At 60.0% G+C, this 25469-nt stretch carries 26 protein-coding genes and 3 pseudogenes; 11 read left to right on the plus strand and 18 right to left on the minus strand.

The features are described from left to right. Positions 1-101 precede the first annotated feature (101 nt). Both GR198_RS08685 and GR198_RS36215 read left to right on the plus strand, forming a co-directional pair. Positions 102-1022, plus strand: coding sequence for an ArdC family protein (locus GR198_RS08685; protein WP_164068338.1), 921 nt, complete (start codon positions 102-104; stop codon positions 1020-1022). Positions 1023-1206: 184 nt separating this feature from the next. Next, positions 1207-1411, plus strand: a pseudogene (locus GR198_RS36215) (helix-turn-helix domain-containing protein); the annotation flags it as partial. A gap of 44 nt (positions 1412-1455) precedes the next feature. On the opposite strand, the gene GR198_RS08695 reads toward GR198_RS36215, so the two are convergent. Next, complete coding sequence (locus GR198_RS08695; RefSeq protein WP_164068340.1) at positions 1456-2112, minus strand: J domain-containing protein; 657 nt, start codon at positions 2110-2112, stop codon at positions 1456-1458. A gap of 423 nt (positions 2113-2535) precedes the next feature. On the opposite strand from GR198_RS08695, the gene rpsU reads away from it, so the two are divergent. Further along, entirely contained in the window at positions 2536-2775 is a 240-nt protein-coding gene (gene rpsU / locus GR198_RS08700) for a 30S ribosomal protein S21 (RefSeq protein ID WP_081250632.1), read from the plus strand. An 899-nt stretch (positions 2776-3674) separates the two neighbouring features. Here rpsU and GR198_RS08705 read toward each other — a convergent pair. From GR198_RS08705 to GR198_RS08725, 5 genes and pseudogenes are all read right to left on the minus strand, one after another. Continuing rightward, positions 3675-3920 (minus strand): hypothetical protein, encoded by a 246-nt coding sequence (locus GR198_RS08705; protein WP_012759919.1) that lies wholly within the window; start codon positions 3918-3920, stop codon positions 3675-3677. A gap of 133 nt (positions 3921-4053) precedes the next feature. After that, a pseudogene (locus GR198_RS08710) lies at positions 4054-4509 on the minus strand (sugar phosphate isomerase/epimerase family protein); the annotation flags it as partial. Positions 4510-4760: 251 nt separating this feature from the next. Further along, on the minus strand, positions 4761-5951 hold the full coding sequence (locus GR198_RS08715; RefSeq protein ID WP_164068342.1) for a DUF1173 domain-containing protein: 1191 nt from the start codon (positions 5949-5951) through the stop codon (positions 4761-4763). Between the two features lie 308 nt (positions 5952-6259). Further along, a complete protein-coding gene (locus GR198_RS08720; protein ID WP_151519785.1) occupies positions 6260-6541 on the minus strand; it encodes a WGR domain-containing protein in 282 nt (93 codons plus the stop codon). A 177-nt stretch (positions 6542-6718) separates the two neighbouring features. Beyond that, complete coding sequence (locus GR198_RS08725; RefSeq protein ID WP_164068344.1) at positions 6719-6931, minus strand: hypothetical protein; 213 nt, start codon at positions 6929-6931, stop codon at positions 6719-6721. Positions 6932-7167: 236 nt separating this feature from the next. Here GR198_RS08725 and GR198_RS08730 point away from each other — a divergent pair, with 236 nt between their 5' ends. The 5 genes from GR198_RS08730 (at position 7168) to GR198_RS08750 (ending at position 9668) form a co-directional block, all read left to right on the plus strand. Continuing rightward, positions 7168-7491 (plus strand): DUF736 domain-containing protein, encoded by a 324-nt coding sequence (locus GR198_RS08730; RefSeq protein ID WP_164068346.1) that lies wholly within the window; start codon positions 7168-7170, stop codon positions 7489-7491. A 340-nt stretch (positions 7492-7831) separates the two neighbouring features. Beyond that, entirely contained in the window at positions 7832-7999 is a 168-nt protein-coding gene (locus GR198_RS35330) for a hypothetical protein (protein ID WP_165507536.1), read from the plus strand. A gap of 319 nt (positions 8000-8318) precedes the next feature. After that, a complete protein-coding gene (locus tag GR198_RS08740; protein ID WP_164068348.1) occupies positions 8319-8789 on the plus strand; it encodes a hypothetical protein in 471 nt (156 codons plus the stop codon). A 199-nt stretch (positions 8790-8988) separates the two neighbouring features. Continuing rightward, the gene (locus tag GR198_RS08745; protein ID WP_164068350.1) at positions 8989-9255 is read left to right on the plus strand and encodes a type II toxin-antitoxin system prevent-host-death family antitoxin; all 267 of its coding nucleotides are present in this window, start codon (positions 8989-8991) and stop codon (positions 9253-9255) included. Further along, complete coding sequence (locus tag GR198_RS08750; RefSeq protein ID WP_164068352.1) at positions 9255-9668, plus strand: hypothetical protein; 414 nt, start codon at positions 9255-9257, stop codon at positions 9666-9668. Before GR198_RS08745 ends, GR198_RS08750 begins: the two co-directional genes overlap by 1 nt. A 20-nt stretch (positions 9669-9688) precedes the next feature. Here GR198_RS08750 and GR198_RS08755 read toward each other — a convergent pair whose 3' ends face one another. From GR198_RS08755 to GR198_RS08770, 4 genes are all read right to left on the minus strand, one after another. Then, positions 9689-9970, minus strand: a complete 282-nt coding sequence (locus tag GR198_RS08755; RefSeq protein WP_164069034.1) for an alkylphosphonate utilization protein — start codon at positions 9968-9970, stop codon at positions 9689-9691. Positions 9971-10114: 144 nt separating this feature from the next. Next, positions 10115-12028 carry a Ti-type conjugative transfer system protein TraG gene (gene traG / locus GR198_RS08760; RefSeq protein ID WP_164068354.1) on the minus strand — a complete coding sequence of 638 codons (1914 nt, stop codon included), beginning with the start codon at positions 12026-12028 and terminating at the stop codon, positions 10115-10117. Further along, positions 12019-12258 (minus strand): conjugal transfer protein TraD, encoded by a 240-nt coding sequence (locus tag GR198_RS08765; RefSeq protein WP_130742146.1) that lies wholly within the window; start codon positions 12256-12258, stop codon positions 12019-12021. The genes traG and GR198_RS08765 overlap by 10 nt, the downstream gene beginning before the upstream one ends. After that, the gene (locus GR198_RS08770) at positions 12248-12535 is read right to left on the minus strand and encodes a TraC family protein (protein WP_164068355.1); all 288 of its coding nucleotides are present in this window, start codon (positions 12533-12535) and stop codon (positions 12248-12250) included. Before GR198_RS08770 ends, GR198_RS08765 begins: the two co-directional genes overlap by 11 nt. Before the next feature lie 221 nt (positions 12536-12756). On the opposite strand from GR198_RS08770, the gene traA reads away from it, so the two are divergent. Continuing rightward, on the plus strand, positions 12757-17373 hold the full coding sequence (traA, locus tag GR198_RS08775; RefSeq protein ID WP_164068357.1) for a Ti-type conjugative transfer relaxase TraA: 4617 nt from the start codon (positions 12757-12759) through the stop codon (positions 17371-17373). A 91-nt stretch (positions 17374-17464) separates the two neighbouring features. Here traA and GR198_RS08780 read toward each other — a convergent pair. The 4 genes and pseudogenes from GR198_RS08780 to GR198_RS35730 all read right to left on the minus strand — a co-directional run bounded on the left by GR198_RS08780 (position 17465) and on the right by GR198_RS35730 (position 19287). Further along, a pseudogene (locus GR198_RS08780) lies at positions 17465-18078 on the minus strand (2'-5' RNA ligase family protein). A gap of 35 nt (positions 18079-18113) precedes the next feature. Continuing rightward, entirely contained in the window at positions 18114-18446 is a 333-nt protein-coding gene (locus GR198_RS08785) for a type II toxin-antitoxin system RelE/ParE family toxin (RefSeq protein WP_164068359.1), read from the minus strand. Continuing rightward, the gene (locus GR198_RS08790) at positions 18443-18682 is read right to left on the minus strand and encodes a type II toxin-antitoxin system ParD family antitoxin (protein WP_164068361.1); all 240 of its coding nucleotides are present in this window, start codon (positions 18680-18682) and stop codon (positions 18443-18445) included. The genes GR198_RS08785 and GR198_RS08790 overlap by 4 nt, the downstream gene beginning before the upstream one ends. Before the next feature lie 119 nt (positions 18683-18801). Next, a complete protein-coding gene (locus GR198_RS35730) occupies positions 18802-19287 on the minus strand; it encodes a hypothetical protein (RefSeq protein WP_246711078.1) in 486 nt (161 codons plus the stop codon). An 88-nt stretch (positions 19288-19375) separates the two neighbouring features. Between GR198_RS35730 and GR198_RS08800 the strand changes: the two genes are divergently transcribed. Together GR198_RS08800 and GR198_RS08805 are read left to right on the plus strand one after the other, a co-directional pair. Next, the gene (locus GR198_RS08800) at positions 19376-20059 is read left to right on the plus strand and encodes a winged helix-turn-helix transcriptional regulator (protein ID WP_164068363.1); all 684 of its coding nucleotides are present in this window, start codon (positions 19376-19378) and stop codon (positions 20057-20059) included. A gap of 125 nt (positions 20060-20184) precedes the next feature. After that, positions 20185-21426 (plus strand): 8-amino-7-oxononanoate synthase family protein, encoded by a 1242-nt coding sequence (locus GR198_RS08805; protein ID WP_164068365.1) that lies wholly within the window; start codon positions 20185-20187, stop codon positions 21424-21426. Between the two features lie 48 nt (positions 21427-21474). On the opposite strand, the gene GR198_RS08810 is transcribed toward GR198_RS08805, so the two are convergent. The 4 genes from GR198_RS08810 to GR198_RS08825 all read right to left on the minus strand — a co-directional run bounded on the left by GR198_RS08810 (position 21475) and on the right by GR198_RS08825 (position 25424). Continuing rightward, positions 21475-22530 carry an extracellular solute-binding protein gene (locus GR198_RS08810; protein WP_164068366.1) on the minus strand — a complete coding sequence of 352 codons (1056 nt, stop codon included), beginning with the start codon at positions 22528-22530 and terminating at the stop codon, positions 21475-21477. 33 nt (positions 22531-22563) lie between these two features. Continuing rightward, positions 22564-23334: an ABC transporter permease gene (locus GR198_RS08815; protein WP_164069036.1), complete on the minus strand. Its 771-nt coding sequence runs from the start codon at positions 23332-23334 to the stop codon at positions 22564-22566. Between the two features lie 70 nt (positions 23335-23404). Next, complete coding sequence (locus GR198_RS08820; protein WP_164068368.1) at positions 23405-24313, minus strand: ABC transporter permease; 909 nt, start codon at positions 24311-24313, stop codon at positions 23405-23407. 1 nt (position 24314) lies between these two features. Continuing rightward, positions 24315-25424, minus strand: a complete 1110-nt coding sequence (locus GR198_RS08825; protein WP_164068370.1) for an ABC transporter ATP-binding protein — start codon at positions 25422-25424, stop codon at positions 24315-24317. Between the last annotated feature and the right edge of the window lie 45 nt (positions 25425-25469).

Consider the following 25469-nt stretch of genomic DNA (forward strand, 5'->3'; position numbering starts at 1 on the left):
ACTGCGTTGCGGCCCTGCGGGTGCAGGCAGCGCTTGCAGCCCGGCTTTCGGACCGCCGTAGCAGGTCGCGATGGCCGCGACCTCGAAACGGAGGTTCAGACATGAGCAGGCAACAATCCAATCAACGATCCGATATCTACAGCCGCATCACCACCAGGATCATCACCGATCTCGAACAAGGCGTGCGACCATGGACCAAACCCTGGACGACGGGACATGCGGGAAGTGAGGTCAGCCGGCCACTGCGCCACAACGGCCAACCCTACACCGGGATCAACGTCCTGCTCCTCTGGTCCGAAGCCATCGCCCACGGCTTTGCCTCATCGAGGTGGATGACGTTTCGCCAGGCAATCGAGCTCGGCGGCGCCGTCCGCAAGGGCGAAACCGGCACGACCGTCGTCTTCGCCAGTTCGTTCATCCGCACCGAGACGACCGAGACGGGCACCGAGATCGAACAAGATGTTCCATTCCTCAAAGCTTACACGGTGTTCAACACCGACCAGATCGCCGGTCTTCCCGGGCGCTTTCATGATATCGCACCTGTCCAGGATCCGATGAGCCGCATCGGCGATGCCGGCCGCTTCTTTGCCAATACCGGCGCGCTGATCCGGCACGGAGGATCGGCTGCCTATTATGCCGCTCAGCGTGACTACATCCAGATGCCCTGCCTGGATGCCTTCAGGGACGATGCTTCCTATGTCGCCGTCCTCAGCCACGAGATGACGCATTGGACCGCCGCACCGCGACGGCTTGATCGCGATCTCAGCCGCTACGCGAAAGACCGGAGCGATCGGGCCCGCGAAGAGCTTATCGCCGAACTCGGCAGCTCGTTTCTCTGCGCCGATCTCGGCATTGTCCCAGAGCTCGAACCGCGCCCCGACCACGCACGCTATCTCGATGGCTGGCTGAAGGTTCTGGGCAACGACAAGCGCGCCATCTTCTCGGCGGCAGCACATGCGCAGCGCGCCGTCGACTACCTGCATTCCTTGCAGCCCGAACTCGACGAGGAGGAGGCGGCGTGAGCCGTCTCTTCCTCAACTGATGCTCGCATGATCAGGCCGCCCAGCGGGCCTTCCACGCCATACGGCGGGGCAACCCATCAAGGATGCGGTTATCGACGTCTGGCGGGCCAATGACGAGGACTTGTACGACGTGCAGCGAAGCTGTTTGGTACGTTTTCCAGCCGCCAAAAGGAGCTTTAGCGACATGAACGTGGTCTCGAAGATTGTGAAAATCCCCTGTTGCTCTGTCCGTCGGCGGCTTGCTTGCGGAAGCTCGCGCGGCTCGCGGCTATTCGCTAGATGACGTTGCAGAAACCACTGGTCTGACTGTGGCCGAAGTGACGGCTCTCGAGAACGACACGGATTTCGACGCGTCAAGGATACGAAGGACCGCGGCCGCTCTAGGGGTTTTTAGACAATATTTGAGACGCGCGCCGCGCACTCCACAAATTTTTCACGGCAGCGTGTTATCTGTTGACCCGCAGAGACTGTTTCTCCGATTTAGCAGAAACCCGTTCAACTTGAGGATTTTATAGGCGTCGATTGCCGCTTGGAGTTCATCTTCTGAGTTTCGATCTCCTCGGTTGGCGTCTGGATGATGCAGCTTGAGCATCTGCTTATAACGGCGTCTGATCTCCTCAGGCGTCGCGTCCTGCGAAAGGCCGAGTGTTTCGAAGGCTTTCGCTTCCAATACCTTGAGCTTACGTCGCTGGAGATCAGCTTTCGTTGCTTGATGTTGTGCAGCACTCTTGCGCGCGTTAAGGGCTTTTGCTGTGCCTGAGCGGACGGTCGAAGGAAGCGGCATCTCTGTCGCATGATCAACGCGGGTCCCCCACGTCTTACGGGCGCCGCTTGCTGCGTCATTCTGATAGCGGGCGGTGACCGGATCGGACAGATTGCTCGCGAAATTGTATCCCTTATTGTATTCTCTCGCATGTTGCGGGCAGAACACCAGGTACAAACCCTCCGCATCTCGCCCAACGGGCGCACGATTGGTGCCGCCGCTTTCGCAACCGTCCCACTGGCATTTCGACTGGTAAGGCTCGCGGACCGGAGCTGATTTTTTGCTCGTGGGCTTCAGGCCGACAAAAATTTTCGAATCAAACGTCATCGCGCGTTATATGGCGGTTTTCATCGAACCGGCAAGCTGCCACGCGGCCTGGCTATAATTTCCTAATCCGGTCAAATTGGGCAATGCTGCGGCTGCCCTTCGAGCAATCGTGGCGATCATCAGGCCGCCTCGCAACAGGCCGCAAATAGGAACTGGTAAATCATCGCGTTCGATTTGACGCGGGCAATTCAGTCCTGTTGGAGAGGTTTTCAGTCATCTTTTAGCTGCGAAAGCACGATAGTTTCATGTGCGACGGTTGAACTTCCGACGCTACATCGCTGGCAAGAGCTTACCTCTAGCCCCATTCGCGATCGTGCCCATGAAACAGTGACGACAGAGAATTTAGGCAATCGGTCTTTCAAGGCTTGATCATCAATGCGCGTGGATCTAATGAGGCGCGTTAGCGATCCTCGGAGTTTTAGAATGCAGGTTCTGGTACGTGACAACAACGTTGAGCAAGCGCTCCGTTTTTTGAAAAAGAAGTTGCAGCGCGAGGGCGTATTCCGGGAAGCCCGACTTCGGGAGCGTTTTGAAAAGCCCTCCGAAAAACGTGTTCGTGAGAAGGCCGAGGGCATCAGGCGTGTCCGTAAACTCGCTCGCAAAAAGCTTGAGCGGGAAAGCGGTATTTCGGCCCCCAAGAAAGCAAGAGCTTCTGGTCGCTAAAGGGGATCGAATGACGGATGTTCTGTCCGTCGAGGATAGGACTTCTTGTGTCCGAGACATTCCTTTCCAACACGCCGTGCCGAGTTGAAACTGATCGAAAGCATCGACGCCCCTGGCGCCCTTTTATCAAGCGGGGTGAGCAACCCGCCACCGCGGCTGATTGCAGAATAGCTCGCCGCGCTTCAGGGCCTCTCCAGAGGATAGCTGCGTCTCAAGCATGTCCCGCACTACCGCGCGGCGGTTGCGATCACGACATGCGGAAAACCAAAGACCTAAAGTGCCGTCAGCCAATTCGAAAGATTGCGAGGCGCTTTAATAGCTTGGACGACCGACATCGGTCCTCACTGGCTGTCCCAGGACTTCATGCAACGGCCCGGTTACGATCTGCTGATGGCTAACGCTGGCTCGCTCGAGAAATTTAGGGTGACCGTTCGAACGACGGTGAGCGCCGAAATCTCCCGCAGTTTCTTTGAAGCAAGGTGCGGTCACTCGTCTCTATTCCAAATGCGTGAGCTCGCAGCGATGATGGATTTGCTAAACCCAATCCTCTTGGAACCGCGTGGCGCCGTCGACCGGGCGCAGCCTAACCTCGCGGCGCTTGATCCAGAGCTTGTGTGTCGGGGGGGGCGACGCTTCGGAAACGGACGCCCTGCTTGAGCTCGACTTTACTCGTCCACGGAGGACATCCCCACTCCGGACAGAATCGGCGTCCACCACGATCGACAGTGCCGCCTTTGCTCTCGAACTGCCCGGCCGGCCATATGGCGAGTAGGTGAATGCGGCGGGTCCCCTGCCGTCAGTAGGTACAGGGACAGATGCCGACCCGCGTTGGGCACAGTGATGGCAATGCGCACATTTCCGCAGAGGCAGGATTCTGCCAGGACGCCCATCAACCTTGCCTATTCGTCGTCGACGACTTCGGTATCGGGGCGGTCGCCGCCATCGGCATGTTCCGTCTGCCACCGACCATCGGCTAGCTGATATGAAATTTCTGCATCGCGGCCTTCAATGTGCTGGCGTTGGGCCGCCGACTTGGCGGCAGCGAGCGCGCTATCGTGGTCCGAATAGGTCTCCGACCAAACGTCCCCCAGGCGGTAGGCAAAGCCGCCGTCGTGCTCGCCGACATGGTAGGTGATAGTCGTCATCCTGTTCCCCTCCTTGGTGTCGATATAAATTAGGGCGCAGCGCCAACATTCCAATCGCGCGGCCAGGCGGCAGCTGCGCGGGCTAATTCGGCTTCAGACCGACCATCTGCCGCATGCGATGCGGATGACATCTTTACAGTCGGAAACCTGACCATGCCGCCGCGTGCCACCCATCGCGGATATGGCGGTGGCCTTCGCGATAGACCGCTTCCGATGTCTCAGAAAAGTCGCGCCAGACCTTTGTCGCGGCGGCGAGCTCCTTGAGCGCCCGGCCGAAGGCCTCGATTGTCAACCACCCGTCGTAGCCGCTCGCACGTAGCGCGTTGAACGTCTCCGCCCAGGGAATGTTTCCGCGTCCGGGTACGCCGCGATCGTTCTCCGAAATGTCGACATGGACGATGCGGTCACTGTTTCGCGTGAAGGCGCCGATGGGATCGGCCTCTTCGATATTGCTGTGGAACGTGTCGTACATGACGCGGATATGCGGATGTCCGACCGCGTCGATATGGGCCGCAAGATCGTCCATCGTGTTGAACAGGTAACATTCGAAGCGGTTCAGCGCCTCAAGCCCGATCGTGATGCCATGCTTCTGTCGCCGGCACACCTTTGGCGGCAGCATTGCGTGCCTTCATTGCCACAAGCGGCGCATCATAACGATCTCAAGATTGCGCTCCCTGGTCGAAGGTGTCGCTATCTCGCAAGAAACGTCGTCGTCGGATCCGCACGAACTGATCCAGGCTTTCGACGCCTCAAAGCGACAGATCCAGAGCACACTCAATATTTTCGTCGCAACCTGATCCGCTCATCGGCTTGGCCGAAGCAAGACATTTCGCTGTCCGATCATGGAAGCTGCGGCATTTCCCCTTCGACGACACGCCAGATCCACGGTGTAATTTCCGGTCTCATTTCGATCATCTCAGCCAAGGCCTTCTCGAAATCCTCGCCGGCACCGGGAGGCACGATGAACATGGCGACGGGAGCCGGGCGTTGTTCCGGTAAGGTGACCGAGACGACTGGTTGCTCGCGGGAGAGATTGAAACGCAGCCCTTTCACGCTCTTTCGCTTCAGCCTTGAAAGCCGTTCCAGGAGATGTTGCTCGTGCATACTCTCGAATGGGATCCAATTCTCGTTGACCACCATTATGGCGAGCTCCTCGATGGACGCGATCCCCGCGCCTGATATCCCGAAGGTCGCAATCATGGTCAGATGAAAGTCCTCGCCCGACCGCCAGAGTTCCAGCTCCGTCTCATATCTGGCGCTCAACCGGTTCCAGGTCCGTTCCTCGATCATAAAGGGGAAGGGAAGGTGACGAACGACGATTTTCCGGCCGCCCCGGGAAGCCGTGAACTCCTTCACCTCCGCCACAGTCATCATCAGTTTCCGCGGCCCGGAACTGGAGGTATAGGCAGGAGCCAAGGCCGCCGCCCGGCGGGTGGCTATTCCCTCGCGCTCCTGCTGATGAAACACTTCCGGCACGAACAGAATGTCGCTCAATGGTCCGCCGCGTGCGGTCATCTGTGAGGCGGCGTTCATGAGACTTGTCCGCACCCTGCCCCAACCGCGTTTGCCGGCCCATGATGAGCGCCATTCCGTCAGTTCTCCCGCCTCCCAGAGATAGTGCAGGACGGCGCGCAACGAGAGCTTCCTTGTCTCGTTGCGCAAAGCCGGCTCAGATGCCTCGGTGGAGGACGCGGGTGCACTACGAGCCCCCTTTTTCGTCAGGGGGAAATCGAGCTTCAGAGCAGCCGTTCCGCTTCCATCGATCTGGATCGCGTTGCCGATCAAAGACCCAAGACCCGATAGCTCGTAGGGTGGCTCATACGACGGACATGCGGGGTCATGGTCTCGTCCCGAAAGCGGCATGCGCTTGATGACATGGAGACCGTCGATGCATGCAATGTACATCGGAAGCGGCGGCTCTTTGCATCGGCAAAGTGGCCGTAGCTTCTGCGCGTAAGCGTGTTCGAGCCGGGCCGGAAGCTCGGGATCGTCTTCATCGTACACCTGCTCGCCAATCGAAAAACGTCGCACATGGCCCCCATGATCATCTCGTCGGACCGGCTGACCGTCGCCTGCGAACATGTAGCATGGGTCTCGGCGATTACACTAGCGCGAAATAGCCAGTATAATGTCGCTGGAACACCGCGCTTGGGACCGGTCTTGACCATGATAGTTGGAAGTCAGGACCCCGGCGATGGAACTGACCGATCCGAAACCTGAGAGTTTGGCGACAGCATGAGCCCTTGCTTCAGCCTTACAGGGCCAAGCCTCCGGTGCAGTCTTGACACCCTGAAGACGTGACGATCGCGCGCAGACGATCGCGCTGTGCTGGTGAGCGGTCAGGTCATCACTAACGGCATCGCAGCCTTGGTCGGCCTATAGCCCTTCCGACGCTTCCGGCGAGCAAGATCGAGAAAATGCGCGACGGCTTCCTGTTCGGTCCCGAACACGTCGGTCCTCTCGCCACCACGTCTGCCGATCCGTCCCCAGCTGCGCACGACCGCGGTTTCGCCGAACAAGGTCGGCTCGATTGCGAGCGTGTAATAGCGGGCCATGTTACGGCTGGCGTCGACACGCTGGCAGTGGAGGTGAAACGACATTCGGCTCATGGCGGGAATCATTCCTGCGGAGACCGACGCTGTCCAACGAGAGTTTTGAATCCTTTGCAGCCGATGGATTCCGTTTTGTGATGTGTTGGCGCGCCATGGATTGTTAGAACGCCTGACGAAGCCGATCCTAATCACTCGGCCAGGTCCGGGCGTTCAAGCTCGGCGCCCGGCGGAACACTGTCGGATCCGTCAGCACGCGCTGGTGGGCGTGTTGGCTAAGCTCACGTATTCGATCTCGGAGCGAACAACTCCACCCGGCAGATGCACCGCCTGCAGCGCCGATGCGATCATCGTGTCGGCCCCGTCGGGCGACAAAGGATGATGGAGCAGCCGTGAGCGCATCTCGCTTGCGATGGCCAGGAGCGGCGAGTCTTGGCCGCAAACGGTGGCGAGGCATTTCAAAAGCCGTAGCCTCCTCCCACGCAGAGCCGGACCGGCGGCCATAATGGTTCGTCCGGCCCTTCGGTTGCAATCTGGGGCCATTCCCGTTCTATGTGTCGCCTTTCTAAGGGACCGGCCGCCATCAGCGTCAACCCGCAAGGGGTTCCCCTACGCTGGCGCTCCGGTGACGCCTGCGGCTCGGCCCCTTCTTCGGGCGTCATCGGGAATGGTCCCGAGCAACCGAAGGAGACAATACCATGGCCACCACGATCGCAACCCTGACGCAGAAGACCGACGGCAGCTTCGAAGGCATCTTCGCCACCATCCGGGTCAACGCCCCGATCGCCATCGTCCCGAACGCCAGCAAGGAGAGCGATGAAGCCCCCGACTTTCGTGTCATCCATCGCCGCACCGGCTTTGAGATCGGTGCCGCCTGGAACCGCATCGCCCGCGTGACCGGCGAGGAATACCTCTCGGTGAAGCTGGAGGCGCCGGAGATCGGCGTGATCTTCGGCAACGTCGCACCGGCACCCGGCGGCGAGCCGAACCGCAAGGTGATCCTCTGGAACAACCCGGCCTGAGCCTCACACTGGCCGGTCCCGGCAACGGGGCCGGCTCCCAAAATGTCTCTGCCGCGAGCCTTGTTGTTATTCGAGCCGGCAACGGGCATCGAGCCCGTTACCGGCTTTTCCGGTGGCATACGGAGAGGGAAGGTCTGCTCAGTCCGTCCGAGGGTGCCATGGCGGCATGAAGGCCTCAAGGACGAGCGGTGCACCCAATTTTGCCGCCGCTCCGGTCCCCTCCACTTCGACAAAATCGGCTCCCCCACTCGCCGGCTCCGCCGGTTGCTTCGCAATCCTTGACCCCTCCATGCCGCCATGGCCGGAGCGCTCGTCTTTCACAAACGTCAAGGAGACGACAATGACCACTTGCATCGACGAAGTCATCGCACTGCTGCAGGCCGAGCTGCGGAACGCCGATCCAGCCGAGCGTCGCCAGATCGAGAACGAACTCGAACTGGCGCTGGCCGAACGTGAGGTGATCTGGGCCGAGCAGGACGGCCGTATCGACGCTGAGCCTCCGTTCTGACGGAGGCTTGTCGCCGTGTCCGTGAGCCTGGCCGGCCGGATCGACCGGCCGCCAGGCCATCAGGGGTTTCACCCCTCGACTCTCCCCCGCCGGCTGACGCCGGAAACGGTCGCGTCCCCTTTGGGGCCGCGGGTCTCTTCTCTCTCTGACATCCTATTTTACTCCAGCAAATCCGGCGTCAAGGACGGCGCGGTCTCCCCCAATTTTGCCACAAGCGACAAAATCGGTTCCCCCGCTTGCGAGCCGCGTTCCGCGGTCCTTGACCCCTCTTTGCTACAGAGTGGCCGATCTCCGTCATCAAGATGAAGGAGATCACATTATGACATCCGACCACAACCTCATGCTCCACACCAAGCTTGCCGGGTTCCGGCTCGTCGTCGTCGCAAACCGCTTCGGCGGCGACACCGATTTCTCGCGAGAGCTTCACGACCGCCTGATTGAAGGGCTCGACGCGGCAATCGCTCGGATCCATGTCATCATGGAATTGGAACGAAACCTTCTCGTCGGAGATGACGAATTCATTGCCTATCAGCTGCAAGGCGAGACCGAGATATTCGGGCGCTTCACCATCAATCTGCTGGATGAATTGGAGATCGACTACGACACACATGAATACCGCATCAACGGCGGCAACTGGATCAACGCTTTGACGGCCGATGACGGTGGGGTCGAGGTCAAGTTTCCGGCATTGGTTCGGTTGACCGACGATGAACTCGGCACACTGGCGTCGATAATTCAGGATATCACGCTAGAAACTGACATCCCCGTTCATGCGGTGCGTGCAATTTGATCCTCGTGTAGACGCTTCAGATGCTGAGAGACGACGGCCGCCTCCAATTGGCGATGGCTCAGTCGTCTGAGGCTGAGCGGCAATGACGGGACACCCACAGCTACTTTCCAGGCATGATCGTAACGTCTCCAACCAGCAAACTTGCAGCACTGTTGGAAATGCTGTAAATTACAACAAATACAGCACCAAGGTGACCCATATGCCTAAGTCAAGCGGTTCCTATTCAACCAGCGACCTCTCCCGTAAGTCTGGCGACATCATCGCCGAAGCCCTGCGCCATCCAGTGACCATCACCCAGCGGAATAAACCCCGACTGGTCCTCCTCAATATCGAAGACTACCAACGGCTGATGAAGCAGTCGGATCGGCGCACCGCCGGGACCATTGAAACGATGCCCGATGAACTGTTTGCCGAGTTCGAGAACGCCGTCGAGGCTTACGCCGGCGAGGACGAGGCAGGCCACTGATGAACTACGAGCTGATCCAGACCGCAAGCGTCATACGCTATCCCTATCTATGGGCGAGAGAGGCTGGGCGTGGAGAGACGGAAGGACGCAAGGAGCGGCCGGTGGCCGTCGGCGTGAGAATGCTGCGGCCGGACGGGGATCTGGTTCTCTTCTTTCCCATCACCACCAAGCAGCCGGAGGCGTCGCGGTTTGCTGTGGAAGTGCCGGCCATCGAAAAGCGCCGCGCCGGCCTCGATGCCGATCGCAGGCTTTGGATTATCTTCGATGAGTTCAATACCGACATCGTCGGAAATTCATTCTATCTTGAGCCTGAGCCGCCAACCGGCCGCTTCAGCAAAGCCTTCTTCCTGCCGCTGCTGCGCGAATTCATCCGTCGCCGCAAGTCGGCCACGGAGGTCAGCCGATTCCGCTGAGCAGGCCCTGAGAACTCGAATTAGCGTTTGCGCACGAACTCGGTGCGTAGAACGAGGCCCTTGATTCCATCATGGCGGCAATCGATCTCCTCGGGATTATCAGTGAGGCGGATCGACCTGATGACGGTGCCCTGTTTCAGCGTCTGGCCGGCTCCCTTGACCTTCAAATCCTTGATGACGGTGACCGAGTCACCATCGGCAAGAACATTGCCGCTTGCGTCTCGAACGACCGCCTCACCGCCACTGGCGGATGCTGACATCTCCGAAGCCGGACGCCATTCGCCAGTCACTTCGTCATAGATGTATTCGTCATTTCAGCGGCCATGCTCGTCTCGGTTCCTCAGAAGTCCTTGGCGCCTTCCGTGCGGGAGCGGCGTACGAAGGCGCTTATCGCAGACGTCCGCCCAACGCAACTCGGGCGGCGCGCTGCTGAACGTGTGAGCTCGTCAAGTTCGCACGAAGCGATTGGCCTTTGCTTGCGCGTCCATCTCCTTCCGCCGGAAATAGATCGCCCGGCCGCAACGGATCGGGCTATGGCCCTGGACGATGATGATCTGCTCGTCCTTGCGCATCGACTGGGTGATCTCGTGCGGCATGATCAGCGGCCGGCGCTGGAAATTGACGCTCTCGGATTTCCGCGTGCCGCCGCCTTTCGTGTCCCAGCCGATGTTGCGCGACCGCCCTTGAACCTCGACGGTCATTTCCCCGCATTGCGCGGAAATATTGCGCGCCGTATCGAGGGCCTTGATCGCCGCATAGGAGGCGAAGGCGCAGCCATCGATCCATGACGTCGCGCCATCCTTCCCGAAGTGCCGCTCCAGCTGTCCGACCGATTGATAGAGCAGCATCATGCTGATGCCGTATTTACGACCGCGATCGCGCGCCTCTTCCAGCACCCGCATGTAGCCTAGCAGGTCGACCTCATCGAGCATGAAGAGCGCTCGGCGGCTGAAGCCGCCATCGGCCTGGACCATGGCGTTGATCAGAGAGCCGATGATGACACGCCCGATGCCCGGATAAGAGCGCAGAATCGACGCCGGGATATTGAGGAACACGTCCTTCTTGTCCGATACGATATCGCTCGACTTGAAGGCATTGCCGCAGACGAGGGCTGCATAGCTGTCCAGCGACAGCCATTGAGTATCCTTCGACGCCGTCGAATAGACACCCGAAAAGGTTTGCTCGGTCATGTTGGTGAAGACGCCGAGCGTTTCGCGGATGAAGGCAGATTCCGAGTGTTCCTGAATGTCGCGCAGCATGGCGAGGACGGAGGGTTCCGGCTCGGAAACGATCTGGCGGAGGCTGCGCAAGTTCCTGCGGCCGGCATACTCCGGCGACAACATGACGTGGGCCAGCAGACCGGTCAGGAGATTGTGCGCCTGGTTCTGGAAATAGGAACCCGTCGAGGATTCAAAACGCAGGCTTTCCGATAGAAGCATGTGGGCGATGCCGACGATATCCTCCTCTTTTCGCTGCGAATGCTCGATGCCGTCGAGGACATTGAAGCCCGTGATCGGGTTCGTCGGATCGAGCACCATGACCTCGCGCCCGACAACGCGCGTGCGATGCTCGACCACCATCGGCGCGACCTCGGTGGAAGGATCGAGGCAGATCAAAGGGCCGGTGTAACGCAGTGCGGTCGGCAGGACGTTGCTGGTCGTCTTGTATCCACCCGATCCGGCAAAGAAGAGCATATGGGTGGAATCGAAATCTTGGCTGTAGGTGAGCAGCGGCGCCTTGCCGCCCTGTCCCCATGTACTGCGATCGTTGGGGTCGAATGGAAGCTCATGGACGACTTCCTTGTCGACGCGATAACGTTCGCCGACGACGATCTCACCGTCGGGCGGAAACAGCCTTGCCGCCGCCGACATCGAAAGCCAATCGGCATCTCCGAACGCTCCGCCCTTCGCCCGTTTAACCGGCTCGGGCACGACCACAGAGATGCGGGCGGCCGCCGCCACAGCGATGAAACCCGCCAGCGCGCCGATGACGGCAACGAAATCCAGATAGGAAAGCGCATGGTCCCACGTGACCGCACCACGTTCCACCGATGGTGCGAGACGGCCATATTCACGCAAAGTATAAAAGCCCGCGACGAGGAGAAAGCAGAATAGGCTGGCCATTGCGACCGGCCGCCGGCGATGCAGCGGCAACGCCCAGACGGTTAGAAGTCCAGCGAGCGGTCCGAACAGAAGCGCCGGCACCGGTGCGACGCGCAGGAACCAATACTCCGTCTTGCCCGACAGGCCGTGGGCCAGTGCCGGCCACCGCCAGCCGGTGATGTAGACGGCGATCGCTGTCAGGGCGATCGGCACGAAGACCAGCAGCAGGCTCGGATACAATCGACCCTTCAGCGCCATCCGGCGTTCTCCTCGATGCGCGGGGAAGAAGGATCGAGCGAAGGGGCCATGAAAGCCTCTTCGCCAATATCGCACAGCCGCTGATACCCGGGTGAGCCTGGCGCAACCCTCGCAAGTTCGATCAGGCCGCCGAGCAGAAAAGCCCGGTCGGCCGTCGACAGGCCAGCCTTCACGACGATGCCGCCGAGCAGGAATTTCTCGCGTGCTTCTTTCTTGCGGTCAGCCGTCATGTGAAACCTCCGACGTCGATCCAGCGCCACCAACTGCTGGTCGACGCGTTTGAGGAGATGCGGCGCTAGCCCCCTTCTTTTCCTCTTTGCGAAATCGAGCGGCGATCTCTTCGAAGATCCGCTCGACCTCCTCGTCGGCGATCTCCATTTCCGCCAGCCCCGACTTCGTCGCAGCGCGGGCAAACCGCTCGGCCGATTTAACTATCAGAATACGCCGACGTTCTCGCAGCTTCTCTATCTGCGCGTCGAGATCAGAAATCGATGATTTTGCGGCCATTAGTGAATCCCCCTATCCTGAAAGTAGCCTCTGAAGACCGATTATACTAACTGGAAAACGATAGTTAAATAGGCTATTTTATACCAGCCCCAAAACGTCGCAGCCGGAATTTCGACCGATGGCCGTCTTCCGGAAAAGCGGCATCGGCCCTGCGGTCCGATCGGTTTGAGGGCGCAATATACGTCGCTGTGGCGACGTGCTCAGAAGGTGAGGAGACGGCAGTGGCGATCATGTTCGTCAGAGCGCAGGTGATCAGCAGGGGAGCGGGACGCAGCATCGTCTCGGCCGCTGCCTATCGCCACCGCGCCCGGATGATGGACGAACAGGCCGGCACGTCGTTCAGCTATCGGGGCGGGGCGTCCGAATTGGTGCATGAAGAGCTGGCGCTCCCAGACCAGACCCCAGCCTGGCTGCGCGCGGCGATCGACGGTCGCACCGTTGCAGCGGCGAGCGAGGCGCTGTGGAATGCGGTCGATGCTTTCGAGAAACGGGCGGACGCGCAGCTGGCGCGAGAACTGATCATTGCGCTGCCGGAAGAGCTGACGCGGGCCGAGAATATTGGCCTGGTGCGCGAATTCGTCCGGGACAATCTGACCTCGAAGGGCATGGTCGCGGACTGGGTCTACCACGACAAGGACGGCAATCCGCATATCCATCTGATGACGACGCTAAGACCGCTGACGGAGGAGGGGTTTGGACGCAAGAAGGTGGCGGTCACCGGTGAAGACGGCGCGCCGTTGCGGGTTGTCACGCCGGATCGACCAAAGGGCAGGATCGTCTACAAGCTCTGGGCCGGCGACAAGGAAACCATGAAGGCCTGGAAGGTCGCCTGGGCGGAAACGGCCAACCGGCATCTGGCGCTTGCCGGCCACGAGATCCGGCTCGATGGCCGCTCCTATGCCGAACAGGGGCTCGATGGCATCGCGCAAAGACATCTCGGTCCGGAGAAGGCAGCCCTTTCCCGCAGGGGTGCTACGATGTACTTCGCACCGGCCGACCTTGCCCGTCGGCAGGAGATGGCCGACCGGCTGCTTGCCGAGCCGGAGCTTCTGCTGAAACAGCTTGGCAATGAACGCTCCACCTTCGATGAGCGCGATATCGCCAAGGCGCTGCATCGCACTGTCGACGATCCCGCGGACTTTGCCAATATCCGCGCGCGGCTCATGGCGTCGGACGATCTTGTCATGCTGAAGCCGCAACAGGTCGATGCCGAAACGGGGAAGGTGGCGGAACCCGCTGTCTTCACCACGCGCGACATTCTGCGCGTTGAATATGACATGGCGCGGTCCGCGCAGGTGTTGTCGGAGCACGAGGGTTTTGCCGTTTCCGATCGGGCGGTTGCGGCTGCGATCAGACACGTCGAAACCGGCGATCCGGAAAAGCCCTTCAAGCTCGATGCGGAACAGGTGGACGCGGTCCGTCATGTCACCGGTGACAACGGCATTGCCGCCGTGGTCGGCCTTGCTGGCACCGGCAAGTCGACCTTGCTTGCCGCCGCACGCGTCGCCTGGGAGAGCGGTGGCCGCCGGGTGATCGGCGCGGCCCTTGCGGGGAAGGCCGCCGAAGGGCTGGAAGACAGCTCCGGCATCAGGTCGCGAACACTCGCCGCCTGGGAGCTCATCTGGGCCAATGGGCGCGACACGCTTCATCGCGGTGACGTGCTTGTCATCGACGAGGCCGGCATGGTGTCGTCGCAGCAGATGGCCCGCGTGTTGAAGCTCGTGGAACAGGCAGGGGCGAAAGTCGTCCTGGTCGGTGATGCGATGCAGCTTCAGCCGATCCAGGCGGGTGCGGCGTTCCGGGCGATCACTGAGCGGATCGGTTTTGCCGAACTTGCCGGTGTGCGCCGCCAGCGGGAACCGTGGGCGCGAGAGGCATCGCGGCTTTTTGCGCGTGGCGAGACGGAGAAAGGTCTCGACGCCTATGCGCAGCAGGGTCATCTCATCGAGGCGGCGACGCGCGACGAAATCATCGATCGGATCGTCGCCGATTGGAGCGAAGCGCGCAAACTGGCAATCGAGACGTCGGTCCTCGAAGGCAATGACGGTCGTCTTCGCGGCGACGAGCTTCTCGTGCTCGCCCATACCAATCATGACGTGAAGCGTCTGAACGAGGCACTGCGATCGGTGATGACAGGAGAGGGCGCGCTGGGTGAGAGCCGCTCTTTCCGGACCGAACGAGGTGCGCGTGAGTTCGCCCCCGGCGACCGCATCATTTTCCTGGAGAATGCCCGCTTCCTCGAGCCACGTGCTCCCCGTCTCGGCCCGCAATATGTGAAGAACGGCATGCTCGGCACGATCGTTTCCACCGGCGACAAACGTGGTGATACACTGCTTTCGGTCCGTCTCGACAATGGCCGGGATGTCGTCATCAGTGAGGACAGTTATCGCAATGTCGATCATGGTTACGCCGCGACCATTCACAAATCACAAGGCGCCACCGTCGAGCGAACCTTCGTACTCGCCACCGGCATGATGGATCAGCATCTGACCTATGTGTCGATGACCCGGCATCGCGGCCGCGCTGACCTCTATGCCGCGAAGGAAGACTTTGAAGCGAGGCCGGAATGGGGAAGGAAGCAGCGTGTCGATCATGCCGCCGGCGTGACCGGCGAGCTCGTTGAAACCGGACAAGCCAAGTTCCGGCCGAATGACGAGGATGCCGACGACAGTCCTTATGCCGACGTGAAGACGGATGACGGAAGCGTCCATCGTCTCTGGGGTGTGAGTTTGCCGAAGGCGCTCGAAGAAGGTGGTGTCTCCGAGGGCGACACGGTGACCCTGCGCAAGGACGGTGTCGAGAAGGTCAAGGTTCAGGTTCCGGTCGTCGATGAACAAACCGGGCAGAAGCGGTTCGAGGAAAGAGAAGTCGACCGCAATGTCTGGACCGCCAAACGCATCGAAACCGCCCAAGCCCGGCTGGAGCGCATCGAACTGGAAAGCCATCGGCCGGAACTGTTCAAGCAACTCGTCGAACGCCTGTCGCGCTCCGGCGCCAAGACGACGACGCTCGATTTTGAGAGCGAGGCCGGTTATCGCCAGTATGCCGACGACTTCGCCCGGCGTCGTGGGATCGACACTCTTTCTCAAGCTGCCGCCGGCATGGAAGAGGAGGTTTCGCGGCGGTGGGCGTGGATTGCGGAAAAGAGAGAGCAGGTGGCTGAGCTCTGGGAGCGGGCGAGCATGGCGCTCGGTTTTGCGATCGAGCGGGAGCGGCGGGTCTCCTACAATGAGGAGCGCATTGAAACGCAAACTGTCTCGGATGCAGATGCCGGCCGTGCGCGGCATCTGATCCCATCCACCACGGGCTTCACCAGGAGCTTGGAGGAAGACGCGCGGCTGGCTCAGCGTTCGTCGCCGGCGTGGAAAGAGCGCGAAGCCATCCTGCGGCCGCTGCTGGAGAAGATCTATCGTGACCCGGATGCGGCGCTGTCAGCGCTGAACGCGCTTTCCTCGGATACAAGCATCGAACCGCGCAAGCTTGCCGAGGATCTTGCCGGAGTACCCGATCGGCTGGGCCGCCTGCGTGGTTCAGATCTCATCGTCGACGGTCGTGCGGCACGCGACGAACGAAATGCCGCGATCACCTCCTTGACGGAACTGCTGCCGCTCGGCCGTGCCCATGCGACGGAGTTCCGCCGGAATGCCGAACGCTTCGATCTCCGTGAGCAACAGCGCCGCGCTCATATGTCCCTGCCGATCCCGGCTCTCTCGAAGGCGGCGATGGCACGTCTCGTCGAGATCGAGGCGGTGCGCAGGCAGGGTGGTGACGACGCCTACAAGACCGCCTTTGCGCTTGCCACCGAAGACCGCTCGATCGTCCAGGAGGTGAAGGCGGTGAGCGAAGCCTTGACAGCCCGTTTCGGCTGGAGCGCCTTCACAGCCAAAGCCGATGCGATTGCCGAACGCAACATAGCCGGGCGTCTGCCGGAGGACCTCGCGAGCACCAGACGCGAGAAGTTGGTTGGCCTATTCGAAGCCGTGAAGCGTTTTGCCGAGGAGCAGCATCTCGCCGAGCGGCGGGATCGCTCGACGATCGTCGCTGGCGCCAGTGCCGATCCCGATAAGGAGAATGTCCCCATGCTCGCCGCAGTCACCGAATTCAAGACCCCGATCGACGAGGAGGCGAGATCGCGCACTCTCGCCACGCCGCTGTATCGCCAGCAGCGCGCCGCGCTGGCGACCGTGGCAAGCATGATCTGGCGCGATCCGGCCGGCGCCGTCGGCAAGATCGAAGACCTGCTCCAGAAAGGTTTTGCTGCCGAGCGCATCGCCGCCGCGGTGACCAACGATCCGGCCGCCTACGGCGCGTTACGCGGTTCCGATCGTCTGATGGACCGGATGCTGGCTTCCGGCCGGGAGCGGAAGGAGGCTGTGCAGGCCGTGCCTGAAGCCGCCGCTCGCCTGCGCGCGGCCGGCGGAGTTTATGCCAGCGCCCTCGATTCCGAGCGCCAGGCTATTGCCGAAGTGCGACGACGCATGGCAGTCGCCATTCCCGGCTTGTCGAAGGCGGCGGAAGAAGTGCTCATGCGTCTGACCGTTGAGGTGAAGAACAACGGCCACAAGCTGAGCGCATCTGCCGCTTCTCTTGATCCCAGCATTCGCCGGGAGTTCGCCGCAGTCAGCACCGCGCTCGACGAGCGCTTCGGCCGCAATGCCATCGTCCGAGGAGAGAGGGATCTCATCAACCACATTCCGCCAGCGCAGCGCAGCGCCTTTGAGGCGATGCAGGAGAGGCTGAAATTCCTGCAGCAGACCGTCCGCAAGGAGAGCAGCGAAAAGATCCTTTCGGAACGGCGCCAGCGCACCGTCAACCGCGGCCGCGGCATCGATCTTTGAAAGTCCATCGAAGAAGTGAAGGGTCGGCCGGGCCGAGGAGCCGAAAGGAGGTGCCGTCGAGCAGATCTACCGTGTGCGTGAAATAAGTGCGCTATCGCGGGCTTCTGCCCTGTAACAACGGCTCGCTCAACATGTTGACGTCGACGTTTGGATAAACCCGCTCCTCCAACAATTGAAGGGATCCAACCCGGACTCCTACAGGCAAAAACACTGCGTTAAAGTCGACTGCCGGTAGCCATTCTACTGCAGAAAACCTGAACAATGTCATGTGAGCAATTTGGGGCGGAGTTGGGCGCCAGTGTTCGAAGCAGATAGCATCTGAAATGGCCGAGCGAAGCTCGCGCAATTCTACCGGCTCCTGGGCCTTTACGAAGATAGCGGCTTCTGAGGCGGCGACCTCATCGAAATGGAGCTCAATCGGCGGGGTCTCTTCGACCAGTTTCTCCACGATCGCTTTCCATCGTTCCCCTTTCGCTTCCAGACCTCGTAGTTTGGAATCCTCAACTGCGTCGCCGCGTTGAGCAGAGTTGCGACCATCATGTGCAGGCTTGTGGCCGGGACGCGCAGAAGCGGCGCAGTGCTATTTCGCTCGATGCTCTCCTGCAAATCGCAGAGCTTTGATAGCGCCTCGCGATCGGGAAAAAACTGCAGATGAAACGCGCAGCACCGCTTAAACCACAGTGGGTCGACCTTCGTTCGGATCACAGCGCAGGCCCCTCTACCTAATACTGCATGCCATACTACGCAGACACTTCGGGATCTTGCAGCCACGCTGGAATGTCGCGCTTCGCATGCAGAATACGCCATACGTCGACGTAATCGGCTTGCTCAAGATAGAAGACGATATAAGGGAAAGCCTTCAGCGACATGCTGCGCAGATCGGGCAAACCGAGTTCATATGCGTAGCGCGATGAACCCGATGAAGGATGCTTTGCGATCAAACCAAATGTCGACTGCAGCGCGTCAACGAAGCTAATCGCGACTTGAGCGCCAGCCTCGCGAGCATAGTAGTCCACGGCATTCTCGATATCCCCGCGGGCCGACTCGCGGGGAACGATAGACTTTGCAATCACTTGGAGCTTTGCCGCGAGGCACGGGCTCGCAGGCTATCGAAATAGGCGGCATCAACCGGCTCGGTCGTCTCGGATGAAGCACCCTCAAGCAGGAGACTACGCAAGTGCTGCCGATCTTTGTCGTGACGGATCAACTCGCGGACGTATTCGCTGCTGGTACCATAGCCTCGCCCGGCGACCTGCTGGTCGACGAACTGCTTCAGGCTATCCGGCAGCGAAATATTCATAGTGCTCATTGGGCTAAAATAGCCAGCATGGCAAAATTTGGCAAGGCGAGAAATCCAGGTGGAGGTTACCGCTGGAGGCAGGCGCTACTCTCGCGAAGCTAAACGCGCACGTTCAGATACCTCCAGCGTCATTGCGAAGCCTGCCTTTGCTTTTGGAAATCCACAATCTCTTCCGTCCCCAGATGTTTGAAAACGCCTACCCAAAAGGTGAAATCACCTGAGCGGCCGTCGTAGCGCGCGCATAGTGCGCACCAGGCAGCCGCTGTTTTCGCATGTTGTCCGTAAAGCGATCGGGCAGCCGTACTTATCTCCCCGACATCTGCATCACTCCAAAAATCCGGTGTCGCCGCAGCGCTGCCGGTTGAGAACTTCTTGAACATTTCGCGCATTAAAAGCCCCGTAACCGTCCGGAAACAGGCCATCAAATTATGCCGGACGTCGATCCCACCGAGTGGGCCACGATCACGTGCCGTCCCTGGCAATATGCGCTCTGGCGCGAGATTCTTCGCGCTCTCAACATTATGTTGTAACAAAATAGAAAGGCAAGCTATAAAAATACCCGTAATGATAGCGCTTATGCGATTCTGTTGCGCACATTTTACGAGCCAGGGCATGAGGTTCCATCAACATGAGGCAGTTTTCTGAAAGTTTTGTGGTATCAAAAGCAGTCGCGGTAAGGTCAGCAACTGGCGGGGCGAGACGATGAGCGAACTTCTGGCGGTCGTATCCCAAGACGCTGACTATTATTTGATGCTGTCATACATCTTGAAGGGAGCCGGATACAGGACGATGCTCGTCGATATTCCGAGCGAGGCGGTAGCTACTGCCGTGGAGCGTGACGCTGCAGCTATCATCGTCGACTGCCAGCCGGGTTCACAAATTCTGGCTGATATCGCGTCGGGTCTGAGGGAAAGGGGACTTGCCAGCGACGTCACGCTCATAGCGCTCGTTGCCGAAAAGGCCGCCTATCTCGACATTCTGAAAGCCAACGTAGATGAGAGCTTTACAAGGCCAATGCCGCCGGAACGGCTCCTGTCTTACCTCCATGGTGCAATAGGCAATTCCTTTGGCGAAGCGACTAGGCGCCTTGCTCCGATATTTGACGATCTGAAGCTCGACGTCAGCAGCCGGCGTGTTCTGGTGCGAGGCACGCCGGTCAATCTGAGCCCGATCGAGTTCCGTCTGTTGAGTGCCCTTGTGGGTGATGCGGGGCGCGTTCTCAGCCGTGCGGAGCTGATAGCCGCTGCCTGGCCAAAGTCGGTATTCGTCGAGCCGCGAACAGTCGATGTTCATATCGGCCGCCTCCGGCGTGCATTGAAGCGCGTCCTTGGCCACGATGTGATCCGCACTGTGCCGAAGGAAGGATACGCATTCGACATCTCCTAAAGCATGTGAACTCCGCCACGTTCACATCTTCACCGAAACGTCCCGAAAATTTGCCGTTGCCTTCGTTGCATAAACAACCATCTCGCGCATAGCGTGAGTCTCCGTAGGACTTTTGGGAGGACAGCATGCAAGAGGTAGCTTCGGGCGCCGGATCGGCGAAAACATCCCACAGAAACACCGCGGGCCTGATTAGCCACGCAAGTCCCCACTTTGCAGCCGCCCATCTTGACGGCCTGATGGCACTCTATGTCTATCCGTCCGATGGACGAGCGGTGGAACTGCCAGTTTCGGGGGGCAGATCGGAGCGCGTCATCGACTTCGTCCGCTGCTCGTATCTCGGACTCGACAATCATCCCTCAATCATCGAAGGCGCAATCGAGACCGTTCGGCGCTACGGGACTCTGCATTGGTCGTGCGCCCGCACGCGGCTCAATTTTGCAGCCCTCGGAGACCTCGAAGATGCTCTTTCTGATCTCTTTGGCGCGAGGGTGATTACCTACACGACTGTGCTTGCCGCCAACTTGAGCGCGCTTCCGCTGATTGCGTCCGGAGTCCTGACCCGCGGCACAAAACCGGTCATGGTATTCGACCGGCTTGCACATGCGACGCTTGCCTTCAACAAGCCCATCGTTGCCGAAGAATGCGAGGTCCGCACGATCGGCCACAACGATCTTCAGGCGCTCGAAGATATTTGCCGCCATAATGATACGGTCGCCTATGTTTGCGACGGTGTGTATTCCATGGGCGGGTGTGCCCCAATCAAGGAGTTGCGCGAGCTTCAGGAGCGATACGGCCTCTTCCTTTACATCGATGATGCTCACGGCATATCGATCTTCGGCGAAAGAGGTGAGGGGTTTGCCCGTTCACAAATGCCCGAGGGTCTCGGCGAGCGGACGATCATCGCAGCCTCGCTCGGTAAGGGTTTCGGAGCCTCAGGCGGCATGCTGATGCTCGCAACTGCGTTCCAGGAGGAAATCTTCCGGCGCTTTGCTCTCGCGCATGCCTTCTCGGCCTCCATCAATGTTGCGGCGATCGGTGCAGCTCTCGCCTCGCAATCGATCCATCGCACACCGGAACTGGGCGTGCGGCAAAGGGCACTCGCAGAACACATCTCTCTTTTCGACGAACTGGTGCCGACCGCACAGGCAGGGTCCCGCCTCCCGATCAGGACCGTCGTCGTCGGTGACGAGCTTGCGGCAATCGGCGCTGCCAGACTGGCGCTTGATTCCGGTTACTATACGTCGGCCATTTTTTTCCCGACAGTCGCCAAGGGAAGGGCAGGGCTGCGAATATGCCCGACTGCCGGCCACACGGCTTTCGAAGTGCGCGAAGTCGCCGCTGCCATCAACCGTGCTCTCAAGGGATAAGATCCGTCTCCACACCTCCGGGCGGCAACGCCGCCCGGAGGGGGATCGTCATCGGATCCAGGCATTCCAACGCTCGAGCATCATCGCGGCATTGTCGTTGATCCATTTAGCATCCGGGATGACGATGTAATCCCGGATGTCCTCGTCGCTCGGCAGGGCCGCGCGTGCAGCCGGCGACATCAAATCGATCGCCTTACGGCTTGGCGGCGTGCAAAGCAGTTCGTCGCACACGCCGGCCTGCGCCTCCGGATGATCAAGCCAGTAGCCGATCAACTTTAACGCATTTCCGCGGTTCGGCGCATCCTTGATGATCGTCAAGCGATCGCCGACGAGGAACGAGGCCTGCTTGGACCAGGCGATCTGGCGACCTTCCGCCTTCAGTGTGTTTGCACGCGTCAGCCAGATCTGCCCGATGCTGTAGTCGCCGTTGCGAAAGCCCTGAACGCTCTGATCACCGGTCTTCCACCAGAGCGATATCGCCGGGCGAATCTCGTCGAGCTTGTTAAGGGCGCGATCGACGTTGAGTGGAAAGAGGTTGTCGCGCGCAACGCCGTCGGCGAGGAGCGCGGCAGCCATGACCCGCCACGGATCGTCGAAATTTGGAAACGAGCGGCCACCGGGAAATTTCGTCTCGTCCCACATATCGGCCCAACTCAACGGATTTCCGCTCTTGAAGCCGGTCGGGTCGTAGGCCATCAGCGTTGCGGTTGAAAAAAGCCTGGCCCCGGCGCTGACGCAGGCATCCTCGACCAGATCTGGCCTGCCCTGGAAAGGCTTGCAAAACTCGGTCAGGTCTTCAGATGTCAGCCGATGCGCTTCAGCGCTCGCCTGGATCTCGCCGTCCGGGTAAAGGTCCCAGGTGACGTTGCCGGTCTTGACCATGGCCGCAGCTTTAGCCCGCATCTCGGCATTCGTTGCCGCGACTGAAACAACCTTGATGCCGGTCTTTTCGGTGAACGGCACGAACCAGAATTTTCGAAGCGCGGCATCGTAGGCGCCGCCTGTGGTCGCAATGATGACTTGCTCTTCGGCTTGCGCCGCCTCCGCCCCAGCAAGCATGAGGCAAGCCGCAAGCAGTAGCTTGAACTTCGTTCGCTTTTTCATCGGTTGTTCCTCTGTCCGATTGATATGATCACGTTAATCCTCACCACGGCCGGTAAGGAGATGAATGGTCCCCATGAGCAGCAGCGATACCGCGACGAGCAGCGTCGAAACCGCCGCTATCACCGGCGTGAGATTGAAATCGATGTCCTCGAACATCTTGCGGCTGATCGTTTTTCCGCCGGTGTCGGAAATAAAGAAGGCGACTGTCGCCTCATCAAACGACGCCAGAAACGCAAAGACAGAAGCCGCAGCCACCGCCGGGGCGATGTTAGGAAGCACAATGCTGAAAAAGGCGCGGCCCCGGCTTGCCCCGCAATTCAGTGCGGCAAGCTCGAGTGACGTGTCGAAGCGCTCGAGTGCTGCCGACACGGTGATGATCACGTAGGGAACAGCAAGTACGGTGTGCGCGATCAGGAAACCAGCGAAATTGCCGGTCAGGCTGAGCGGGGAAAAAACCAGATAAAGGGCGACGCCAAAGACAACATGGGGAACGATCATTGGTCCCAGCGACAATGCCTGCAGAAGGGTCTTTCCCGGGAGATTGCCGCGAACGAGCCCGATGGCGGCCAATGTCCCGATAACAGTCGAAGCGGCCGTCGTCGCCAGCGCAATCTGCAGACTGAAGATCGTTGCCGCGCGCCAGTCCGGATCGGAGAGAAAGTCGCTATACCAGCGAAGCGTCAGGCCCTTCGGCGGGAGCTCGATATAGCTGCTGTCGTTCAGCGAAATCGGGATGACGAGTAACGTCGGCAGGACCAGGAAGAACAGGATTGCTCCGATCAGGAAACCTCCAAGGAGCCGCAATGCCGCTTTGCCGTAAGGCCGATGGGTGCTGTTGACGGGAGAGGGGGCGAATGAGGCGGTGACTGCGGGCTCAATTGACACTGTTCATTCCTTTGCTAACGGAAAGCGCCTTGCGGAACACAAGGACAAAGATCAGCGTCGTGGTCAGAAGGACGGTTGCGAGCGCTGCGGCAAATGGCCAGTCGAGCAGAACGGTGGTTTGCTGGCCGATCAGTGTTGCCATCATCAATGCTCCAGGCCCGCCGACGAGTGCCGGCGTGATGTAAAAACCGATCGCCAGGATGAAACACATGACGCATCCGGCAAAGATTCCAGGCAAGCTGAGTGGCAAGGTCACGCGCAGGAACGCGTCAATCTGGCCGGCGCCGAGATTGCGGGCGGCTTGGGCGTATTCGGCAGGAATAGTGCGAAGAACGTTATAGATCGGCAGGATCATGAAGGGCATGAGAACATGCGTCATCGCAAGGATCACCGCGCCTTCAGTGTAGATAAGCTTCAACGGACTGCTAATGAGGCCGCTCTCGATCAGCAGACCGTTAACGATGCCGTTTCGCTGCAGCAGCACGATCCAGGCATAGGATCGCACCAGCACTGAGGTCCATAGCGGCAAGAACACCGCGGCCGATACGATCATCGCAATCTTGCCTTTGGCACGCGCCATGAAAAAGGCAACCGGATATCCAAGCAGCAGGCTCGCCACTGTTACAATTGCACCCGTCTGCAAGGTGCGAAGCAGGACCTCCAAGTAGAGCGGCTCGGTGACGATCCGCTCGTAATGCTCCAGCGTGAATCCCGGCGCCATTAGGCTCAAAGAGACGAGCCGCCCGATTGGATAGATGAAGCCTCCGGCCAGTAAGAGCATCAACGGCGCAATAAGCAGGAACGTCAGCGCGCGCGAATACTGGCGCGCCGAGCGTGAGAAAATCCAGCTTGCTGAAGGGGTTGGTGCAAGGGGTATATTGTCGACAGTCATGGTCATTTCATGCCTCCGCGACCGCAAAGAGCCGTAGGCCGTCGCGTTCGGCGATGACATCCACGAGCTCCCCCATTGCAAAGGGCACCCGCTTACCATCAGCAGGGATCTGGACCTGAATGATCTCTCCGGTTCCGAAATCGGCACGAACGAGATGAAGGTCGAAGGAGCCTGCAAAGACCGACGTTTCGATCCGGCCGGGAAGGGCGCTCTTTCCCCCTGCGCCGCGCGCTGCAAGGCCAAGGCGCTCAGGGCGGAGCGCCAGCCGAACGCGATCACCGATCTTTGCCGAACCCCCGAAGCCATGGGGAGCACCGGGCGTATCAATGACGACGTCGTCACCCAGTCTGATCGTCTGGCGGCCAGCAGTCTCGCCCAGGAATTCTCCAGTCAGGAAGTTCATCTTGCCGATGAAATCGGCAACAAAGGCACTCTGCGGATTACAGTAAAGGTCCGCCGGGGTTCCGAGCTGCGCGAGTTGCCCCTTTGCCACAACGGCGATCCGGTCGGACATCGTCAACGCCTCCTCCTGATCGTGCGTCACGTAGATGACCGTCGCACCGAGGCGCCGCTGCAGCTGCTTAATCTCGATCTGCATGGACTCGCGCAGCTTTTTGTCCAGCGCCCCGAGCGGCTCGTCCATCAAGAGAACAGGCGGTTCGAACACGATCGCGCGCGCGACCGCCACCCGCTGCTGCTGACCGCCGGAAAGTTCGTGGGGATAACGCTTGGCGTAGTCTGGGAGTTGGACGAGGTCGAGCGCCCGGCCAACGCGTTCTGTCCTGAGATCCTTACGGATGCCGCGCATCTTAAGGGGGAAGGCGATGTTTTCGGCGACGGTCAGATGCGGGAATAGGGCATAGCGCTGGAAGACCATCCCGATATTGCGGCGATCGGGCGATACGGCGGTGACATCTCGCCCGCCAATGATGATGCGTCCGGCAGATGGGCTTTCGAAGCCGGCGATCATCGTCAGAAGCGTCGTCTTACCCGATCCGGACGGACCGAGGATCGACAGGAAGTCGCCTGCCGGAATATCCAGGGTCACTGCGCCAACGGCAGTCTGGCTGCCGTAGGCCTTGCCTATACGATCGATGAAAACGGGCGCACCAATCAAAATGATATCTCCTCATTCGCGTGCTTTGACACGCATTGAACCCTC

Origin of the sequence: Rhizobium leguminosarum, assembly GCF_010668065.1 — a bacterium.
In the GTDB taxonomy this organism is placed as follows: Bacteria; Pseudomonadota; Alphaproteobacteria; order Rhizobiales; family Rhizobiaceae; genus Rhizobium; species Rhizobium leguminosarum_S.

What these genes read in the sequence shown, in the direction of transcription:
- GR198_RS08685 (WP_164068338.1), top strand. Translation starts at nt 102, where the DNA reads ATGAGCAGGCAACAATCCAATCAACGATCCGATATCTACAGCCGCATC.
- GR198_RS08695 (WP_164068340.1), bottom strand. Translation starts at nt 2,112, where the DNA reads ATGACGTTTGATTCGAAAATTTTTGTCGGCCTGAAGCCCACGAGCAAA.
- rpsU (WP_081250632.1), top strand. Translation starts at nt 2,536, where the DNA reads ATGCAGGTTCTGGTACGTGACAACAACGTTGAGCAAGCGCTCCGTTTT.
- GR198_RS08705 (WP_012759919.1), bottom strand. Translation starts at nt 3,920, where the DNA reads ATGACGACTATCACCTACCATGTCGGCGAGCACGACGGCGGCTTTGCC.
- GR198_RS08720 (WP_151519785.1), bottom strand. Translation starts at nt 6,541, where the DNA reads ATGATTCCCGCCATGAGCCGAATGTCGTTTCACCTCCACTGCCAGCGT.
- GR198_RS08730 (WP_164068346.1), top strand. Translation starts at nt 7,168, where the DNA reads ATGGCCACCACGATCGCAACCCTGACGCAGAAGACCGACGGCAGCTTC.
- GR198_RS35330 (WP_165507536.1), top strand. Translation starts at nt 7,832, where the DNA reads ATGACCACTTGCATCGACGAAGTCATCGCACTGCTGCAGGCCGAGCTG.
- GR198_RS08740 (WP_164068348.1), top strand. Translation starts at nt 8,319, where the DNA reads ATGACATCCGACCACAACCTCATGCTCCACACCAAGCTTGCCGGGTTC.
- GR198_RS08745 (WP_164068350.1), top strand. Translation starts at nt 8,989, where the DNA reads ATGCCTAAGTCAAGCGGTTCCTATTCAACCAGCGACCTCTCCCGTAAG.
- GR198_RS08750 (WP_164068352.1), top strand. Translation starts at nt 9,255, where the DNA reads ATGAACTACGAGCTGATCCAGACCGCAAGCGTCATACGCTATCCCTAT.
- traG (WP_164068354.1), bottom strand. Translation starts at nt 12,028, where the DNA reads ATGGCGCTGAAGGGTCGATTGTATCCGAGCCTGCTGCTGGTCTTCGTG.
- GR198_RS08765 (WP_130742146.1), bottom strand. Translation starts at nt 12,258, where the DNA reads ATGACGGCTGACCGCAAGAAAGAAGCACGCGAGAAATTCCTGCTCGGC.
- GR198_RS08770 (WP_164068355.1), bottom strand. Translation starts at nt 12,535, where the DNA reads ATGGCCGCAAAATCATCGATTTCTGATCTCGACGCGCAGATAGAGAAG.
- GR198_RS08790 (WP_164068361.1), bottom strand. Translation starts at nt 18,682, where the DNA reads ATGAGCACTATGAATATTTCGCTGCCGGATAGCCTGAAGCAGTTCGTC.
- GR198_RS35730 (WP_246711078.1), bottom strand. Translation starts at nt 19,287, where the DNA reads ATGCCCTGGCTCGTAAAATGTGCGCAACAGAATCGCATAAGCGCTATC.
- GR198_RS08800 (WP_164068363.1), top strand. Translation starts at nt 19,376, where the DNA reads ATGAGCGAACTTCTGGCGGTCGTATCCCAAGACGCTGACTATTATTTG.
- GR198_RS08805 (WP_164068365.1), top strand. Translation starts at nt 20,185, where the DNA reads ATGCAAGAGGTAGCTTCGGGCGCCGGATCGGCGAAAACATCCCACAGA.
- GR198_RS08810 (WP_164068366.1), bottom strand. Translation starts at nt 22,530, where the DNA reads ATGAAAAAGCGAACGAAGTTCAAGCTACTGCTTGCGGCTTGCCTCATG.
- GR198_RS08820 (WP_164068368.1), bottom strand. Translation starts at nt 24,313, where the DNA reads ATGACCATGACTGTCGACAATATACCCCTTGCACCAACCCCTTCAGCA.